Source organism: Neisseria animalis (genome assembly GCF_900636515.1).
Taxonomy (GTDB): domain Bacteria; phylum Pseudomonadota; class Gammaproteobacteria; order Burkholderiales; family Neisseriaceae; genus Neisseria; species Neisseria animalis.
Genome location: NZ_LR134287.1, coordinates 456569 through 473554, shown reverse-complemented (window position 1 = coordinate 473554; position 16986 = coordinate 456569). Strand labels below are relative to the sequence as shown.

At 52.5% G+C, this 16986-nt stretch carries 15 protein-coding genes, 1 tRNA gene and 1 riboswitch; of the genes, 5 read left to right on the top strand and 11 right to left on the bottom strand.

Features of this window, described 5'->3' with window-relative positions:
• Nucleotides 1-180 precede the first annotated feature (180 nt).
• The 6 genes from gcvP to gcvT all read right to left on the bottom strand — a co-directional run bounded on the left by gcvP (nt 181) and on the right by gcvT (nt 7633).
• Nucleotides 181-3039, bottom strand: a complete 2859-nt coding sequence (gene gcvP / locus EL111_RS02255; protein ID WP_123795626.1) for an aminomethyl-transferring glycine dehydrogenase — start codon at nt 3037-3039, stop codon at nt 181-183.
• 97 nt (nt 3040-3136) lie between these two features.
• Nucleotides 3137-4291 (bottom strand): MFS transporter, encoded by a 1155-nt coding sequence (locus tag EL111_RS02250; protein ID WP_123795627.1) that lies wholly within the window; start codon nt 4289-4291, stop codon nt 3137-3139.
• Nucleotides 4292-4503: 212 nt separating this feature from the next.
• Nucleotides 4504-5037 carry a DNA-3-methyladenine glycosylase I gene (locus tag EL111_RS02245; protein WP_123795628.1) on the bottom strand — a complete coding sequence of 178 codons (534 nt, stop codon included), beginning with the start codon at nt 5035-5037 and terminating at the stop codon, nt 4504-4506.
• Nucleotides 5038-5043: 6 nt separating this feature from the next.
• Complete coding sequence (locus tag EL111_RS02240; protein ID WP_123795629.1) at nt 5044-5733, bottom strand: aspartate/glutamate racemase family protein; 690 nt, start codon at nt 5731-5733, stop codon at nt 5044-5046.
• 309 nt (nt 5734-6042) lie between these two features.
• On the bottom strand, nt 6043-6426 hold the full coding sequence (gene gcvH, locus EL111_RS02235) for a glycine cleavage system protein GcvH (RefSeq protein ID WP_123795630.1): 384 nt from the start codon (nt 6424-6426) through the stop codon (nt 6043-6045).
• Nucleotides 6427-6532: 106 nt separating this feature from the next.
• A complete protein-coding gene (gene gcvT, locus EL111_RS02230; protein WP_123795631.1) occupies nt 6533-7633 on the bottom strand; it encodes a glycine cleavage system aminomethyltransferase GcvT in 1101 nt (366 codons plus the stop codon).
• 264 nt (nt 7634-7897) lie between these two features.
• Nucleotides 7898-7996, bottom strand: a riboswitch (glycine riboswitch).
• Between the two features lie 241 nt (nt 7997-8237).
• Between gcvT and EL111_RS02225 the strand changes: the two genes are divergently transcribed.
• Together EL111_RS02225 and EL111_RS02220 are read left to right on the top strand one after the other, a co-directional pair.
• Entirely contained in the window at nt 8238-8720 is a 483-nt protein-coding gene (locus EL111_RS02225; RefSeq protein ID WP_123795632.1) for an Lrp/AsnC family transcriptional regulator, read from the top strand.
• A 271-nt stretch (nt 8721-8991) separates the two neighbouring features.
• Nucleotides 8992-9501 carry a hypothetical protein gene (locus tag EL111_RS02220; RefSeq protein WP_123795633.1) on the top strand — a complete coding sequence of 170 codons (510 nt, stop codon included), beginning with the start codon at nt 8992-8994 and terminating at the stop codon, nt 9499-9501.
• 208 nt (nt 9502-9709) lie between these two features.
• Here the strand turns inward: EL111_RS02220 and hisD are convergent, their stop codons facing one another.
• The 5 genes from hisD to EL111_RS02200 all read right to left on the bottom strand — a co-directional run bounded on the left by hisD (nt 9710) and on the right by EL111_RS02200 (nt 13345).
• The gene (gene hisD / locus EL111_RS02215; RefSeq protein WP_123795634.1) at nt 9710-10999 is read right to left on the bottom strand and encodes a histidinol dehydrogenase; all 1290 of its coding nucleotides are present in this window, start codon (nt 10997-10999) and stop codon (nt 9710-9712) included.
• Nucleotides 11000-11120: 121 nt separating this feature from the next.
• The gene (locus EL111_RS10470) at nt 11121-11267 is read right to left on the bottom strand and encodes a hypothetical protein (protein ID WP_162842983.1); all 147 of its coding nucleotides are present in this window, start codon (nt 11265-11267) and stop codon (nt 11121-11123) included.
• Complete coding sequence (locus tag EL111_RS02210) at nt 11239-11766, bottom strand: hypothetical protein (protein ID WP_123795635.1); 528 nt, start codon at nt 11764-11766, stop codon at nt 11239-11241. The genes EL111_RS10470 and EL111_RS02210 overlap by 29 nt, the downstream gene beginning before the upstream one ends.
• 163 nt (nt 11767-11929) lie before the next feature.
• Complete coding sequence (gene hisG, locus EL111_RS02205) at nt 11930-12586, bottom strand: ATP phosphoribosyltransferase (RefSeq protein WP_123795636.1); 657 nt, start codon at nt 12584-12586, stop codon at nt 11930-11932.
• Between the two features lie 108 nt (nt 12587-12694).
• Nucleotides 12695-13345: an SCO family protein gene (locus tag EL111_RS02200; protein ID WP_123795637.1), complete on the bottom strand. Its 651-nt coding sequence runs from the start codon at nt 13343-13345 to the stop codon at nt 12695-12697.
• A 326-nt stretch (nt 13346-13671) separates the two neighbouring features.
• Here EL111_RS02200 and EL111_RS02195 point away from each other — a divergent pair.
• From EL111_RS02195 to ilvN, 3 genes are all read left to right on the top strand, one after another.
• Nucleotides 13672-13756, top strand: a tRNA-Leu gene (locus EL111_RS02195).
• A 946-nt stretch (nt 13757-14702) separates the two neighbouring features.
• Nucleotides 14703-16487, top strand: a complete 1785-nt coding sequence (ilvB, locus tag EL111_RS02190) for a biosynthetic-type acetolactate synthase large subunit (protein WP_123795638.1) — start codon at nt 14703-14705, stop codon at nt 16485-16487.
• A complete protein-coding gene (gene ilvN / locus EL111_RS02185; protein WP_123795639.1) occupies nt 16484-16975 on the top strand; it encodes an acetolactate synthase small subunit in 492 nt (163 codons plus the stop codon). Before ilvB ends, ilvN begins: the two co-directional genes overlap by 4 nt.
• The last annotated feature ends 11 nt before the right edge of the window (nt 16976-16986 follow it).

The following is a 16986-nucleotide window of genomic DNA, read 5'->3' as shown; positions in this document are numbered from 1 at the left end:
TGCATGAAAAAACAAAAAAGGCCGTCTGCATATTTGCAGACGGCCTTTTTATTATAGTCATTTAAAATAAGAATGATACAGCGTTGCTTTGCCTTGCCGTACTATGTGTACTGTCTGCGGCTTCGCTGCCTTGTCTCATTCTTATTTTATTCGACTATATTTATTGCCGAATTTGTTTAATCAATCCTCATATGCTTCTACCGGAGGGCAGGTACAAATAAGGTTGCGGTCGCCATACACATCGTCCACGCGGTTGACGCTCGGCCAGAATTTGTGTTCGCGTACATACGGCAGCGGGAACACTGCTTCTTCGCGGCTGTACGGGTGCATCCATTCTTTGGTGAGGTCGGCGGCGGTATGCGGCGCGTTGACCAGCGGGTTGTCGTCTTTCGGCCATACGCCGTCCTGCACTTTTTGCACTTCGCGGCGGATGGATTTCAGCGCGGCGATGAAGCGGTCGAGTTCGGCTTTGCTTTCCGATTCGGTCGGCTCGATCATCAGTGTGCCCGCCACAGGGAAGGAGACGGTGGGCGCGTGGAAACCGTAGTCCATCAGGCGTTTGGCGATGTCGGTTTCGGTGATGCCGCTTTCGGCTTTGAGCGGGCGCAAATCCACGATACATTCGTGGGCGACGCGGCCGTTTTTGCCGGTGTAGAGAATCGGGTAGTCTTCGCCGAGCTGCTTGGCCACGTAGTTGGCGTTGAGCAATGCCCATTCGGTTGCCTGCTTCATGCCTTGTTTGCCCATCATGGTGATGTACATCCAAGTAATCGGCAGAATGGAGGCGGAACCGTAAGGTGCGGCGGCCACTGCGCCCATGCCTTCGGTAGCACCGGCAACGGGGGTTACGGTGTGGCTCGGGGCAAACGGGGCAAGGTGTGCTTTGAGGCCGATACAGCCCATGCCCGGACCGCCGCCACCGTGCGGAATGCAGAAGGTTTTGTGCAGGTTCATGTGCAGTACGTCTGCGCCGACTTCGGCCGGCTGCATGATGCCGACTTGGGCGTTCATGTTGGCACCGTCCATGTAAACTTGGCCGCCGTTGTCGTGAATGATTTTGCAGATGTCGCGGATGCCTTCTTCGTACACGCCGTGGGTAGACGGATAGGTAATCATCAGTGCGCCCAGCGTGTCCCGGTATTGTTCGGCTTTGGCTTTGAGGTCTGCGACATCGACATTGCCGCGTTCGTCTGTTTTGACGACGACGACTTTCATGCCGAGCATGGCGGCGGTAGCGGGGTTGGTACCGTGGGCGGACTGCGGAATCAGGCATACGTCGCGCCCTGCCGCGCCGTCGGCTTCGTGGTAGCGGCGGATGGAGAGCAGGCCGGTGTATTCGCCTTGCGCGCCGGAGTTGGGCTGGATGGAGATTTCGTCAAAGCCGGTGATGGCTTTGAGCTGGGCTTTGAGGCCGCCGAGCATTTCCATATAGCCCTGCACCTGATTCAAAGGGGCAAACGGGTGGATATTGGCAAATTCGGGCCAGGTAACCGGCAGCATTTCGCTGGTGGCGTTCAGCTTCATGGTGCAGGAGCCGAGCGAAATCATGCTGCGGTTCATCGCCAAATCGCGGTCTTCCAGTTTTTTCAGATAACGCAACATTTCGTGTTCGGTGTGGTAGCGGTTGAACACTTCGTGGGTCAGGATATCGTCTTTACGCAACAGGGATTTTTTCAGACGGCCTGTTACGTCGTTTTCCAGCAATACTTGTTCTTTGCCGGTAAACAGCGCGTACAGAACAGCCAACTCGCCGCGCTCGGACTCTTCGTGGAAGGCAACGGCGATGACGGTATCGCTGACACGGCGCAGGTTGTAGCCCCATTTTTGTGCGGTATAGAACACTTCGTCGGCACGCGTTTTGTCTTTCAAATCAACGGCAACGGTATCAAAATAGGTATCGTATACCAACTCCAAACCGGCGTCTGCCAGCAGGTTGCCGAATGCGGACGCTAAAACGTGAATGCGTTCGGCGATACGTTTCAGACCTTGTGGTCCGTGGTAAACGGCGTACATACCGGCAAGATTCGCCAACAAGGCTTGGGCGGTACAAATGTTGGAAGTGGCTTTTTCGCGGCGAATGTGCTGCTCGCGGGTGGAAAGTGCCATACGCAGCGCGGGTTTGCCCGAAGTGTCTTTCGACACGCCGATAATGCGGCCGGGCGCGGAGCGTTTGTATTCGTCTTTAAACGCAAAATACGCTGCGTGCGGGCCGCCGAAGCCCATCGGAATACCGAAACGCTGGGTGCTGCCCAAGGCGATGTCCGCACCGATTTCACCCGGCGATTTCAGCAGTACCAAGCTCATGATGTCGGCCGCTACGGCTACCACCGTACCTTTGTCTTTCAATTTGGCAATGCGTGTTTTCAGGTCGAATACATCGCCGTCTTTGCCGACATATTGCAGCAGTGCGCCGAAGTATTCGGTTTTGCCGTTACCGGCTTTTTTCGCATCGCCGACCACCAGCTCGAAACCGAAATATTTGGCGCGGGTTTTCATCACGTCCAATGTTTGCGGCAGTACGCGGTCGTCCACGAAGAATTTATCGGATTTGACTTTACCGACGCGTTTGGCCATCGCCATCGCTTCGGCAGCGGCTGTGGCTTCGTCGAGCAGGGATGCGCCCGCTACCGGCAGTCCGGTCAGGTCGATGGTCATTTGTTGGAAATTCAACAACGCTTCCAAACGGCCTTGCGCGATTTCCGCCTGATACGGGGTATAAGCGGTGTACCAACCCGGATTTTCCAGTACGTTGCGTAAAATCACGTTCGGCATACGGGTCGGATAGTAACCCAAGCCGATATAGGATTTGGCAATCAGGTTTTTTGAGGCGGTTTCTTTCAATTTTGCCAACGCTTCCGTTTCGCTCAATGCTTTAGGCAGGTCGAGTTCAGACGGCATACGGATGCTCTGCGGCACGGTATTACTGATAAATTCCTCCATGTTTTTTTCGCCCAAAGCCTTCAGCAGTGCGGCTTCGTCGCCAAACGAAATATGGCGCGGCGCGAATGAGTTGGAGTCTAACAAATCATGTAGTTTCATTTTCTTTCCTTTTGAAGAGTCGGGCCGTCTGAAACATACGACCCGTTCCTGAAATCTGTATTGTCATCTCACCCGACAAGCAATACTTATGCCATTTTCAGACGGCCTTCATGCCTTTGACGGCAACCAGCAATGCCGCCGCTTGAACCGCCAGCAGCGTATAAACCACGCCCGACCATTGTCCGCCTGTATAAGCCAGCCCGCACAACAATGCGCCTATCGTGCCGCCGCTGTAATAGGCCATGTAATACAAACCCGAAGCGAGCGAACGGCCTTGTTTGACGTGGGCGGCGATGTAGTTGATTGTGGCCGCCTGAGTCACAAACACGCCCGACGACATCAACACCAGCCCTACTACAACCGCTGCGAGCGGTGCGGACAAGGTTATCGCCACACCCGCCATCGACAGACACACCGCCAAGACAATGGTTTTTACGCTGCCGAAACGCGCCATCAGCCGCGCCGACAGAGGGGTAATCACCATACCGATAAGGTACACCGTGAAAATATCGGCCAGTTCGCTGCTGTTCAACCGATAAGGCGGCCCGGCCAAATGCAGGTTGATGTAGGTAAAGCAGCCGACCAGCGAACACAATACGCACATTCCCAAAAGCGATGCCGATACGACATAGCGGTTGCGTACATGAGATTTCAGCGTGGCAAAGGCCGTCTGAAAATCGGGCTTGGCGGTGAAGTGTTGCGATTTCGGCAACTGCTGCCAGACAAACAGCGCGCACGCCAGACTGACTGCCGCCATAACACCGAATGCGCCGCGCCAACCCGCCCACTCGCTCAAATAGCCGAGCAGGAAACGTCCCATAAAACCGCCGAATACCGTACCGGAAACATACACCGCCATCAGCCGCGCCACATCTCCGGTTTCAAATTCCTCACCGATATAGGCAATCAGCACCACGGTAATGCCCGGCACCGCCAATCCCTGCAGAAAACGCAGCGCAATCATTTGGTGGATGTCGGCCGAAAAAGCCAGAAGCGCCGTCGGCAGCGACAGATAAAGCAGCGAAGCGGTAATAAAGATTTTGCGTCCGAAAGCGTCCGAAAGCATACCCATAAACGGCGACATCAAGGCCACGCCCAATACCGCGGCACCGACCGCCAATCCCGCCTGCACTTCCGTCGCCCGCAAGTCAGCCATCAGCACAGGCAGCACCGCCTGCACGGAATACACTTGGATAAAGGCGGACATGCCGATGATAAAAACCGCCGCTTTCAAAAGGCTGCTGGGTTTCATGGTTTCTCGTTTTGCAGTTTTTGTTTTTAATTTGCAGACGGCCTTTGGAAGGATTTTTCAGGTTCAGGCCGTCTGCATATTTTTCAATTCAAAGCCGGAATGATGGCACAATCCCCATTTTATGAAATTCAACACACCCCGCATAAGACGTACCCCGGCGCATTTGTCCTTCTACAACACAAATAGTAAAACAACCCCAATCTGCCTTGTTTTCAGACGGCCTCCGCAATCCGCGCCCGCACCGGACAATCTTCATCATGCGCACCGGGCAGGTAGCCGGTACTCATCAGAAATTCGCCGACAATCTCGCCGCCGACAAATTTAAACCGCTTTTTAAACAGCTTCACCCACGAGGCCTTGTCTTGCGGGTGGTGGCTGTCGAGCCAGTTTTTAAACGAACCGTATTCTTTTTGAATTGCTAAAATCTGCTGTGCATTGTGAATCGCGGCGTTGATTTTCAAGCGGTTCCGTACAATGCCGGCATCCGCCAGCAAACGCGCACGGTCTTCACCGTCAAAAGCGGCAACGGCGGCAATGTCGAAACCCTTGTATGCCGTCTGAAAGGCCGTCTGCTTTTTTAAAATAATCGTCCAACTCAAACCCGCCTGATTGATTTCCAACACCAGCCGCCCGAATAATTCGTTGTCGTCGTACACGGGGAACCCGTATACATTATCGTGGTAATGTTTGTTGGGGTTGTCGGTGTCGTCGGGCAGCGCGGCGGCAAATCGGCAGTAAGTGGTCATTTTTGCTTAGGATAAAATAAACTCAACGGCTGCCATCGCATGAATTTCGGCACTGTCAAACACCGGCAGCGGACACTCCTCTGCCTTAACAAGCAGTCCGATTTCGGTACAGCCGAGAACCACACCTTCCGCGCCCGCCTGTTTTAACGCTTCAATCGCGCGGTAATAGTAATCGCGTGAGGCGTGTTCGATGCGGTTGCGGCAGAGTTCTTCAAAAATAATACGGTGGATTTCGTTTTGCTCTTTTGCAGACGGCATTAAAGTGCCGATACCTGCCTGAGCCATGCGTTCGCTATAAAAGCCGTCGCTCATGGTAAATTTTGTACCCAGCAGTCCGACTTTTGCCAAACCTTGCTGCTTAACGGCAACTGCGGTGCTGTCCACCACATGAATCAGCGGAATACCGACTGCCGATTCAATATCGGAAGCGACTTTGTGCATGGTATTGGTTGCCAGCACCAAAGCCTGCGCGCCCATTTTTTCCAACTTGCGCCCGCTCTCCGCCAACAATCTCCCTGCCGCCGCCCAGTCTCCCGCACGCTGCATGGCCGCAACCGTTTCAAAGTCAATGCTGTGCATGAAGATGTCCGCGCTGCGGTTTCCGCCCAAACGCGCATTGACCTCACGGTTGATGGTCTGATAATACAAAACGGTGCTTTCGGGGCTCATGCCGCCGATGATGCCGATGGTTTTCATGCTGTTCCGCCTCTTTCCAATCTCCAAGTGGAGCGGTTATGCAAGCGTCCGCCCTCTTTTTTCTTCAACACACTCTGCTTGCGGTTTGGTAAAGGTTTCTGTGTATTCCAAACAAAAAAACCGCCCGAAACGGATTTGCCGAACATGGTTTACGGTCGGTTCGTTTTCAGACGGCACATCACCTGCCGCAACAGCCTTACCCGTCCGAGTACCAAACAGCACGGAAGCAACGCAAACCGTTCAGACTGCGCCGGATTGTTTGTTTAAAACAGTTACAGGCCGCCACACAGCAGGCGGCCTGCACTGATGTTATTTCACTTCTTCCGCGTATTGTTCGGCGGTTAACAAGCCGTCCAAATCAGCCGGATTGGCCGGTTTGATTTTGAAGAACCAGCCTGCGCCGTAAGGATCGCTGTTGGCGGTTTCCGGTGCGCTCGGCAGTTCTTCGTTGACGGCAAGCACTTCGCCTGCAATCGGTGCGTACACATCGGAAGCGGCTTTCACCGATTCCACCACGCCGGCCTGCTCTTCGGCAGCCAGATTCGCGCCGACTTCGGGCAGCTCGACAAAAACGATGTCGCCCAATAATTCCTGCGCGTGGTGGGTGATGCCTACGGTAACGCTGCCGTCGGCTTCGGGGCGCAGCCATTCGTGGCTGGCGACGTATTTCAGTTCGGCTGGGATATTGCTCATAGTGTTCTCCTGTTAAACGGATAAATAGGGGTTTAGCTTGTCGTAGCTCGGGTCAAATTTTATTTTGCAGACGGCCTTTCGGCATCAGGCCGTCTGCAAAAACATTTTAATCAAACTGTTTCTGCCCGTTTCTCACAAACGGCAGTTTCAACACGCGCACGCCGACTTCTTTGCCGCGAATCAATACTTTGGCCACATCGCCGTCAAAATCTTTCGGCACGCGGGCGATGGCGATGGATTGTTTGAGGCTGGGCGAGAACACGCCACTGGTGGTGATGCCCCGGCCTTTGTCGGTAAGCACTTCCATATGCGAACGCAGAATGCCGCCTTTGTCGAGCAAGAGGCCGACCTGCTTGACGGCCACGCCTTTTTCTTTCAAGGCCAATAATGCGGCTTTGCCGACAAAATCGCGGGTTTCGTCTTTCAGATCGACCGTCCAGCCCATACCGGCTTCGAGCGGGCTGGTATCGTCGTCCATGTCGTTGCCGTAGAGGTTCATGCCCGCCTCCATACGCAGGGTATCGCGCGCGCCGAGGCCGCAAGGCTGTACGCCTGCTGTTTGCAGGGCTTTGAAGAAGGCTTCGGCTTCGGCGGCCGGCAGAATCACTTCCACGCCGTCTTCGCCTGTGTAGCCGGTGCGGGCGACAAACCAATCGCCGCCCAAATCCGCGCCTTGGAAGGGTTTCAGCGCATTCACGGTATCCGCCCACTCAGGCTTGACCGCCAGCAGTTTTTCAACCGCTTTCGGGCCTTGCACGGCCAGCATGCCCAAATCATAGCGCGGGTTCAGCGCAATGCCGAAGTCTGCACCGACTTTGGCAAACTGGGCGGAGTCTTTTTCACGGGTGGCTCCGTTGGATACGATACGGTATTGGGTTTCGGCTTCGTTGGTGCGGTAGACAATGAGGTCGTCGATGACGCCGCCGTTGTCGTTCAACATGGCGGAATACAGGGCCTTGCCGACAAACGGCAGTTTGCTGACATCATTGGCCAAGAGTTTGCGGAAAAAGGCTTTTGCCTGATCGCCGGTTACATCGGTAACCAGCATGTGTGAAACGTCGAACATGCCGGCATCGGTACGCACGGCTTCGTGTTCGGTAATTTGCGATCCGTAGTTGACGGGCAATTCCCATCCGGCAAAATCGACCAGCTTGCCGCCGGCATCGAGATGGGCTTGGTGAAACGGGGTGGTTTTCAGAGCAGACATGGGAAGTTCTCCGGTGGGGTATCCGCTGTCGGGCAGGCAATGCCGTCTGCAAATCCGATGGCGGCGGATACTTGGTATTTATAGGCCGTTCCGCACTTTGACTGCGCGGCGACCCTATCTGTCCTTGAACCTGAGATTTTCGGCAAACCGCACATTATCCGCAATCTGCTCATTGCGGCGCGGCCTGTATTTGAATGGTGGTTCAAACTGCCTTTTCCCCTTCGGTGGGCTTATGGTGGCACAAGCCGCTCTCCAGATGTTTTCTTTCAATGTGCAGTCCTTTTACCTGAGCGATTTAAGGGCATCTGCGCCTTCGGTGGCCACACCGTGTAGCAAGGTGTAACACTCTCCTGCACATGTTTCGGATTATGGCTTGAAACTGTCTTTTCGGCAAGCGTTGCGCCGCAGAATTTTTTTGCAGACGGCATTGTCCGCCCCTCTTTTCCGCGCAATATGAAAAAATGCCGTCTGCAAAACGATTATTTTTCGTACACTTTTATTTAACACAGATTATTCTACAATTTTTAATTTTACTGGCTTATAATAAGTTAAATTTGATTAACCATGCTACCGCGGGCTTGAAGCACCGACAAAGGAGAATTGCATGCCACAGATTACTTTGGATAAAACCGATTTGAAAATTTTGCAGGTTTTACAGGAAAACGGCCGTCTGACCAACGTCGAGCTGTCCGAACGGGTGGCACTCTCCCCCTCGCCCTGCCTGCGCCGCCTGAAACAGCTTGAAGACGCGGGCATTATCCGCAAATATGCCGCACTGCTTTCGCCCGTAGAAGTCGAGCTGGGCTTGCAGGCATTTATCCGCGTTGCCATCAGCAAGGCCAAAGATGCGCGCGAAGACTTCTCCAACGCCGTGCAGACTTGGCCGGAAGTATTGAGCTGCTTTGCCCTGACCGGAGAAACCGATTATCTGCTGCACGCGTTTTTTACCGATATGAACGCCTTTTCCCATTTCGTACTCGATACGCTCTTATCCCACCACGGCGTACAAGACGCGCAATCAAGTTTTGTGTTGAAAGAAATCAAAAACACCACCGCCCTGCCGCTGGCACATTTGCAGAAAGATTAAGGCACACCGCACCCGGATTCAGCCGTCCAAGGCAGCATGATTACCGCGACGGCTGTTTCAACGTGCATTGCCGAACGTCCGCCGCGCACGGACAAAACCGCTCACAACACCATGAAAAACGCAGACGGCATACACCGCAAAGCAAGCAGCCCTCAGCCGCGCCGGCCAGTCCGCCGCCTCGCGCCATCTGCCAAGCCTATTCTCAAATAGCCCAATAAATGGTACAAACAGCAGAATAATTTGAATTATTTCGCTGTTTGGAGCTTAATACATGACATTACACGATATTATCGGAGTGTTATCAGCCTTATGCCTCACCGCCTGCAATCCGACAAGTTTAACCAATACGCCCGCAGCAGCAACCTTTCCCAATCACAACAATCCCGGCAGCACACCCGATACATCAGATAAAACCCCGCCAACAGCAAAAGCGCAAGCCGAAGCAATATTTTATCTGACCGGCGATGATATTCTGGATAACGGCTTGATGATTGAACCCTTGGTTAGTACGAGATTAATTGTTTATAACGGCTGCTTGTCCGAGGGCAATCCGCACCACCCGGAAAACATTGGCACATTAGCCATTCCGAAGCATAATGATTTATTATTTGATGATAATCGACAACTCATTGGTTTAGTGAACAAAAACAGCCAAAGAAAGATTCTGATCGGCGATTATATTGCACTATCAGGCATCAAAAACCTGAGCGCAACATCATCGACCAAGCCCATTCCTGAAGCATGTTCGCAAAACATTACTACCACCCAAGAAATTTTATGACAATATTTTATAGCCTTTTAAAATAAGAATGATACTGCGTTGCTTTGCCTTGTCGTACTATCTGTACTGTCTGCGGCTTCGCTGCCTTGTCTCATTCTCATTTTATTCGACTATAAATTCCATAGATACTGTTCTTTCATACAGAATAAAAAGGCCGTCTGCAAAACAAACCATCATTTTGCAGACGGCCTTTTTTATCCCGTAAGCCTTACTTCAAGCGGAATTCCGCGGCGCGGGCGTGTGCGGTCAGCATTTCGCCGTGCGCCAGCGTACTGGCAATTTTGCCCAATTTTTGCGCCCCTGCTTCGGAAACCTGAATCAGGCTGGAACGTTTTTGGAAATCGTATGTACCCAGCGGCGAGGAGAATCGGGCGGTGCGGCTGGTCGGCAAAACGTGGTTGGGGCCGGCGCAGTAGTCGCCGAGGCTTTCACTGGTGTATTTGCCCATGAAAATCGCACCGGCATGGCGGATTTTTTTCGCCCATTCTTGAGGATTTTCAAGCGACAGCTCCAAGTGTTCCGGCGCGATGTAGTTGGCGATTTCGCAGGCTTCGTCCAAATCTTTGGCCAGAATGAATGCGCCGCGGTTGCCCAAGCTGGCTTCGATAATGTCGCGGCGCGGCATTTCCTGAATGAGTTTGTCTTGTGCGGCTTTGACGGCATCCAGATATTCCTGAGAAGTGCCGATTAAGATGGCTTGGGCGATTTCGTCGTGCTCGGCCTGGCTGAACAAGTCCATCGCCACCCATTCCGCAGGTGTGGTGCCGTCTGCAACCACCAGAATTTCAGACGGCCCTGCCACCATGTCGATGCCGACTATGCCGAACACGCGGCGTTTGGCGGCAGCAACGAAAGCATTGCCCGGGCCGGTGATTTTATCGACTTGCGGCACGGTTTCCGTACCGTAGGCCAAGGCCGCCACGGCTTGCGCGCCGCCGACGGTGAACACTTTGGTAACGCCCGCCACATACGCCGCAGCTAATACGATGTCGTTGCGCTCGCCTTTCGGTGTCGGCACCACCATGATGATTTCTTTCACGCCGGCAACGTGCGCGGGCATGGCGTTCATAATGACCGAACTCGGATAAGCCGCTTTGCCGCCGGGTACATAAATGCCTACACGGTCGAGCGCGGTAATCTGCTGGCCGAGCAAAGTACCGTCTTCGTCTTCATAGCTCCAAGATTCCATTTTTTGGCGTTGGTGGTAGCTTTCCACGCGTTCGGCAGCGGTTTTCAATGCCGTTTGGACATCGGCGGGGATACGCTCGAACGCGGCTTGCAAATCGGTCTGAGTCAGCGTCAGATCGCCCATGCTGCGGGCAGAGGTGCCGTCGAATTTATTGGTGTATTCAATGAGTGCCGCATCACCGCGCTTTTGTACGTCGGCGCAGATGTCGGCAACGATTTGGTCGATTTTCGGGTCTTGCGCGGTTTCAAAAGCCAATAATGCCTTCAACTCGGCTTGGAAGTCGGGAGATTGGGTGTTGAGGAATTTCATAATCATCTATACCTTAAAAACGATGGTCAAATCACACAGAAACAATGAGGCAGCAAACATCGGGCAATACGGGGCAACAAGGCGGCTGTTTCGGCAGCTTGGCCGCACCCTGTTTTCAAAATCAAACAGCCGATACCGTATTTTTTGCAAAGATATTGCCGATACGGTTTACAGACGGCATCAACGCGGTTTGGCAGGCATTCAGGCCGTCTGTAAAAATATGCGGAAGTTTCAAATCATCAGGCGCGGCGGCATTCCAAGCGGACATCGCCCACGCTGCTGACAAACGCTTCTTTATCCAAACGGATGATTTGAGCCGATATTTCTTCGCCGTCATTCTCCGCCAAAGCCTCCATCGTTTCCGCACGCAGCGTTTCCAGCGACTCGTTCTTTTCCGCCACTTTCCGCATCAGGCGTTCCGACTGTGTTTGCGCGGGCAGCTCGCGCACTTTCGGGGCTTCGGCATACCGCTCGAAATAATACCCGTTTTCCATACGCCATTTGCTTTTGCTTTGTATTTCAAAACGCCACACCAAACCCGGCTCAAGCTGCATCGCCAGTCGGGAAACGCTTTCGCCCGTACCGTCCGCGTGCAAAACCACATCTGCCGTCATCTCGCTGTCGGGCAGGCCGTGAATATCACACTGCCATTCGCCCACCGGCAGCGCAGCAGTCCGGTTTTGCGCTTCCTGCTCCGTCGTCGCCGCACACGCAGCCAAAACGAATACTGCACCTGCCGCCAGCATACCCTGCCATTTGCTCCGCATATTATTCTCCCTATCTGTTCAAGTGCGTCATGCCGGATACAGCATCATACGGCGTTGCCACGCATAGACAACACTTTACACTCAAGCTGCCGGTTTTATGTTTCAAACGGCCTTCCTATGCCGGAAATTCGACTCCCGCATTGAAAAAGGCCGTCTGCAAATCTTACTGTCCGCCATTTACCACGCCGGCAAACGCTTGGATAATCGGCTCAATCAACGTATGTTTGGTTTTCAGCGCGGCTTTATTGACCACCAGTCGGCTGGAAATATCGACAATGTGTTCTACCGCTTCCAGATGATTGGCTTTCAGGGTATTGCCCGTAGAAACCAAATCGACGATGGCATCGCTCAAACCCACCAGCGGGGCAAGCTCCATCGAGCCGTAAAGTTTGATGATGTCGACATGCACACCTTTGGCGGCAAAGTGTTCGGCGGCAATATTGGGATATTTGGTCGCAATACGCAGACGGCTGCCCGGTTGTGAAACGGATTCGTAGTCAAACCCTTTACGCACGGCAACCATCATGCGGCATTTGGCAATCTTCAAATCCAAGGGTTGGTAGAGGCCGTCGCCGCCGTGTTCGATTAAAACGTCCTTGCCGGCAATGCCGAAATCGGCCGCCCCGTATTGGACATAAGTCGGCACATCTGTTGCGCGGACAATCACCAAGCGGATATTTTCATGGTTGGTATGGATAATCAGCTTGCGTGATTTTTCGGGATCTTCGGCGGGAACAATGCCGGCAGCCGCCAATAACGGCAGGGTTTCTTCAAAAATACGGCCTTTTGAAAGGGCAATGGTTAAAGTTTGCTTGCTCATGTTTGCTCTATTTCTGTTGATACGGTATCTGCACCGGTTCAGCCATGCTCTTGCGCCAACATAAAGGCCGTCTGAAAACAACAGTCATTTTCAGACGGCTTGACGGAATTACAGCAGACTGCGGATGTCGGCAGCCACGCTCTCAGGCTCTGTGCCGTAAGGTTCGAAAAACGCCACTTCGCCGTTTTTGTCGATTAAATAAGAGCCGGCAGTGTGGTCAACCAAATAATTGTCGCTGTCGCCCTGAACAACTTTAGCCGACACCACGCGGTATTGCTGCTTCACTACCGGCAGGCTCTGATCGCCCGTTACCGTCAGGCCGATAAAGCTGGGGTCGAACTGTTTGGCATACTTGCCCACCACTTCGGGCGTATCGCGCTCAGGATCGACGCTGGCAAATACCACTTGAACATCTTTTGCCTGATCGCCGAGTTGTTTCAAAATATCGCTTTGGGTCAGCAACTCTGTCGGGCAAACATCTGGGCAGTTGGTATAACCGAACGACAATACCACCACTTTACCCTGCAAATCGCTGAGATTGAACGGTTTTCCCTCGCCGTCCGTCATCGTAAAATCGCCGCCGATGTCTTCTTTACGCATATCGATACCGCGGGATTGTGCGGCAGGTGCGGCCTGTTCCGCTGCAGGAGCGGAAGTCTGCGGCGCGGCCTGTCCGGCATTATCCGCCTTAGGGCTGCAGGCAGTCAGCGCCGCCAACGCGAAAGCACCGAGCAAAAAAGATTTGTTCATGGTCAGCATAACGGAATCTCCAATTCAAAGGTTTACCGCAAAACGGTTGTTTAGACTTTAAATAAAAACAAAAATATCTGCCTATCTTAACGCGTTTAAGCGATGAAATGTAGTTATTTTTAACTATTTTTATCATGAACAGCATAAATTCCCGGTTTCCTCCCGCCCGCTTCTCATGCCTACCCTATTTACCCATACCGCACAAAACATAAAACCTCTCCAAATCGTTCAAATAATATTTTTAAAAATCAAACAAATAAAAAATAAATCACAAATCCGAACATAAAAGCCTTTACAACTTTATCCACGCAGCTATAATAGCGTCTTTCTCACCTGCCCAGGTGGCGAAATTGGTAGACGCAGGGGACTCAAAATCCCCCGCCGCAAGGTGTGTCGGTTCGAGTCCGACCCTGGGCACCACTAACCGCTCTGAAGCGGTTATTTTTTTGTCTAACACCATCTAATGCCGTAAACCAAACGCCCGATACATAAGGCTTTCAAACGACTTTACCTGTTCCTTACCGTCTAATGCCGTTGCATTGAAGCAACCATATTTAGGGGGTATTATTGGGGGTATCGACCAAATACCCCCGAAAAAATACCCCCAAATGTGATAAACCAAGTATCCAATATATCAGACTTTCTACACACCTCTCCCTTGCTTGTCCGCAACACCCTCTTACCAAGCTGCCTTTCCTCTGCAAATATTCCCTTGCTTTCTTATTGCTAACCGACCGCAGAAAACGCGTTCTACCGCCTCACCTTAAACCAGCCCTATAGCAACCAAGCAAATGACAAACAAAACTGTCTCCGCCCGTTCAAATCTACCGCTCCTCCGCAACACCATACAACCACACCTGCCCAAATAGCCGTATCGCCACAAAAACCAATTCCGCCCCATCATGCCGTCTGCAAATTCATATATACAGACGGCATGATTGCGGTTTACCGTTCAAACCATTCGCCATGTCATGTATCCGCCGCATCAATGCAACGCAACAGAAACCGGTTGCGCTTGCCAGCCCCGCCGAAACATGGAGCAAGCACTCAAAGTGTTGACAATATGCCCCTGTATTCTTGATTTTGCGCCGATATTTATTTTATAAAAATCAAGTATTAATAAATCCTTCTTCAAAATAATGTTAAAAATGAAAGTTTTTGTCTTGCCTGAAACGCGTGTTTGCGTTATCGTTGGCATTCTTCTTTTCCATAAACTCTGAGCCTTGGTTCAATGCTCGGATTATGTTGCCGTTACCGTGTTCCGGCAAAGCGCGTACCCTAAACCGCTGCTTGTCGGACTTGCATTACAGGTGCTGTGGTAAGGCAGCCAGTCCGGTTGGGCCGACGCCGTAAAAAAGAGGTTGTTATGCAATTATCAGGTGCACAAATCGTTGTGCAAAGTCTCAAAGCCGAAGGCGTGGAATATGTTTTCGGTTATCCCGGCGGTGCAGTTCTCGAAATCTACGACGCCATTTTCCAGCTCAACAAATTCAAACACATTCTGACCCGACACGAGCAGGCTGCGGTACACGCGGCAGACGCTTATGCGCGTACCAGCGGCAAAGTCGGCGTGGCTTTGGTAACGTCCGGCCCGGGGGCGACCAATGCGCTGACCGGTATTGCGACGGCGTATTCGGATTCGATTCCGATGGTGGTGATTACCGGACAAGTGGGTACGCCTTCCATCGGTACGGATGCGTTCCAAGAAGTCGATACCGTCGGCATTACCCGTCCGTGTGTGAAGCACAATTTCTTGGTAACAGACATCAACGATTTGGCGGTTACCATTAAAAAAGCCTTCCAAATCGCCGCCAGCGGCCGCCCGGGGCCTGTTGTGGTGGATATTCCGAAAGACGTTACCCAAGCGATGGCAAAATTCAGCTATCCGCAGGAAGATATCTTTATCCGTTCCTACCAACCTGTTGTACAGGGTCATACCGGACAGATTAAAAAAGCGGTTCAGATGTTTGCTTCGGCAAAACGTCCGTTGGTTTACTTTGGCGGCGGTATCGTGCTGGGCAATGCCAGCGGCGAACTGATTGATTTCGTCCGCTCTACCGGTGCACCGTGTGTCGGTACACTGATGGGCTTGGGCGCATTCCCTTCCAGAGACCGCCAATACTTGGGCATGCTGGGTATGCACGGCACTTACGAAGCCAATCTTGCCATGCAGAACGCCGATGTAGTGCTGGCTGTCGGCGCACGTTTTGACGACCGTGTGGTTTCCGTACCCTCCAAGTTCATGGAAAAACCGAAAAAAATCATCCATGTCGATGTCGATCCTTCCAGCATCGCCAAGCGCGTGCGTGTCGACGTACCGATTGTCGGCGATGTGAAAAACGTACTGGCGGAAATGATTGGGCTGATTGAGAAACAAAACAGTATCCCGAGCCGCGAGCATTTGGACAAATGGTGGAAAACCATCGAATCTTGGCGTATCCGCGACTGTTTGTGGTTTGAAAACGAAAGCGAAACCATCAAGCCGCAATATGTCGTCAAAAAACTGGCGGAAATTACCGGAAATTCAGCGATTGTTACCTCCGATGTCGGCCAGCACCAAATGTTTGCCGCCCAATATTATCCGTTTGAACGCCCGCGCCAGTGGCTCAACTCCGGCGGCTTGGGCACGATGGGTGTAGGCCTGCCTTATGCAATGGGCGCGAAACTTGCCGCACCGGATCAAGACGTATTCTGTATTACCGGCGAAGGCTCGATTCAGATGAATATTCAAGAGCTTTCCACCTGCTTCCAATACAAAATCCCGCTGACCGTCGTTACCCTGAACAACGGTTATCTGGGTATGGTGCGCCAATGGCAGGAGCTGTATTACGACAACCGCGAATCGGAAACTTATTTCGATTCTCTGCCGGACTTCGTCAAACTCGCCGAAGCATACGGCCATGTCGGCATCCGCGTGGACAAGACTTCCGAAGTGGAAGGCGCATTGCGCGAAGCCTTGCGTCTGAACCGTGAAGGCCGTCTGGTATTTATCGACTTCATTACCGATAAAAAACAAAACGTATTCCCAATGGTCGGCAACGGCAAAGGTCTCGATGAAATGGTACTGCCGGTACACATGCGCGAAACCAAAGCCGACAGCGATGTCAACGATGTTACAGACCGCGATTACGACACAAGGAGCGTGCCATGAGAAGGATTTTATCGATTTTGATTGAAAACGAATCAGGCGCGATGAGCCGTGTAGTCGGTCTTTTCTCCGCCCGCGACTACAACATCGACTCCCTGTCGGTAGCCGCCACGGAAGACAAAACCCTGTCGCGCATGACCATCGTTACCCACGGCGATGAAACCGTTATCGAACAAATTACCAAACAGCTCAACAAGCTGGTTGAAGTCATCAAAGTAGTGGATTTGAACGAAAGCCGTTTTGTCGAGCGAGAACTGATGTTGGTAAAAGTACGCGCCGTCGGCAAAGATCGGGACGAGTTTCTCCGTTTGAGCGAAATCTATCGGGGCAACATCATCGACGTAACCGACCGCAGCTACACCATCGAGGTAACGGGATCGAGCGAAAAGCTGGACTCTTTCTTGGAAACCGTCGGTCGTGCGGCCATTTTGGAAACCGTGCGTACCGGTGCGGCAGGTATCGGTCGCGGCGAGCGCATTTTAAAAATCTGATACCCCGCGCA

What these genes read in the sequence shown, in the direction of transcription:
- hisD (WP_123795634.1), bottom strand. Translation starts at nt 10,999, where the DNA reads ATGAAATTCCTCAACACCCAATCTCCCGACTTCCAAGCCGAGTTGAAG.
- EL111_RS10470 (WP_162842983.1), bottom strand. Translation starts at nt 11,267, where the DNA reads ATGTCCGCTTGGAATGCCGCCGCGCCTGATGATTTGAAACTTCCGCAT.
- EL111_RS02225 (WP_123795632.1), top strand. Translation starts at nt 8,238, where the DNA reads ATGCCACAGATTACTTTGGATAAAACCGATTTGAAAATTTTGCAGGTT.
- gcvT (WP_123795631.1), bottom strand. Translation starts at nt 7,633, where the DNA reads ATGTCTGCTCTGAAAACCACCCCGTTTCACCAAGCCCATCTCGATGCC.
- EL111_RS02240 (WP_123795629.1), bottom strand. Translation starts at nt 5,733, where the DNA reads ATGAAAACCATCGGCATCATCGGCGGCATGAGCCCCGAAAGCACCGTT.
- EL111_RS02220 (WP_123795633.1), top strand. Translation starts at nt 8,992, where the DNA reads ATGACATTACACGATATTATCGGAGTGTTATCAGCCTTATGCCTCACC.
- hisG (WP_123795636.1), bottom strand. Translation starts at nt 12,586, where the DNA reads ATGAGCAAGCAAACTTTAACCATTGCCCTTTCAAAAGGCCGTATTTTT.
- gcvH (WP_123795630.1), bottom strand. Translation starts at nt 6,426, where the DNA reads ATGAGCAATATCCCAGCCGAACTGAAATACGTCGCCAGCCACGAATGG.
- ilvN (WP_123795639.1), top strand. Translation starts at nt 16,484, where the DNA reads ATGAGAAGGATTTTATCGATTTTGATTGAAAACGAATCAGGCGCGATG.
- EL111_RS02210 (WP_123795635.1), bottom strand. Translation starts at nt 11,766, where the DNA reads ATGCGGAGCAAATGGCAGGGTATGCTGGCGGCAGGTGCAGTATTCGTT.
- ilvB (WP_123795638.1), top strand. Translation starts at nt 14,703, where the DNA reads ATGCAATTATCAGGTGCACAAATCGTTGTGCAAAGTCTCAAAGCCGAA.
- EL111_RS02245 (WP_123795628.1), bottom strand. Translation starts at nt 5,037, where the DNA reads ATGACCACTTACTGCCGATTTGCCGCCGCGCTGCCCGACGACACCGAC.
- EL111_RS02200 (WP_123795637.1), bottom strand. Translation starts at nt 13,345, where the DNA reads ATGCTGACCATGAACAAATCTTTTTTGCTCGGTGCTTTCGCGTTGGCG.
- EL111_RS02250 (WP_123795627.1), bottom strand. Translation starts at nt 4,291, where the DNA reads ATGAAACCCAGCAGCCTTTTGAAAGCGGCGGTTTTTATCATCGGCATG.
- gcvP (WP_123795626.1), bottom strand. Translation starts at nt 3,039, where the DNA reads ATGAAACTACATGATTTGTTAGACTCCAACTCATTCGCGCCGCGCCAT.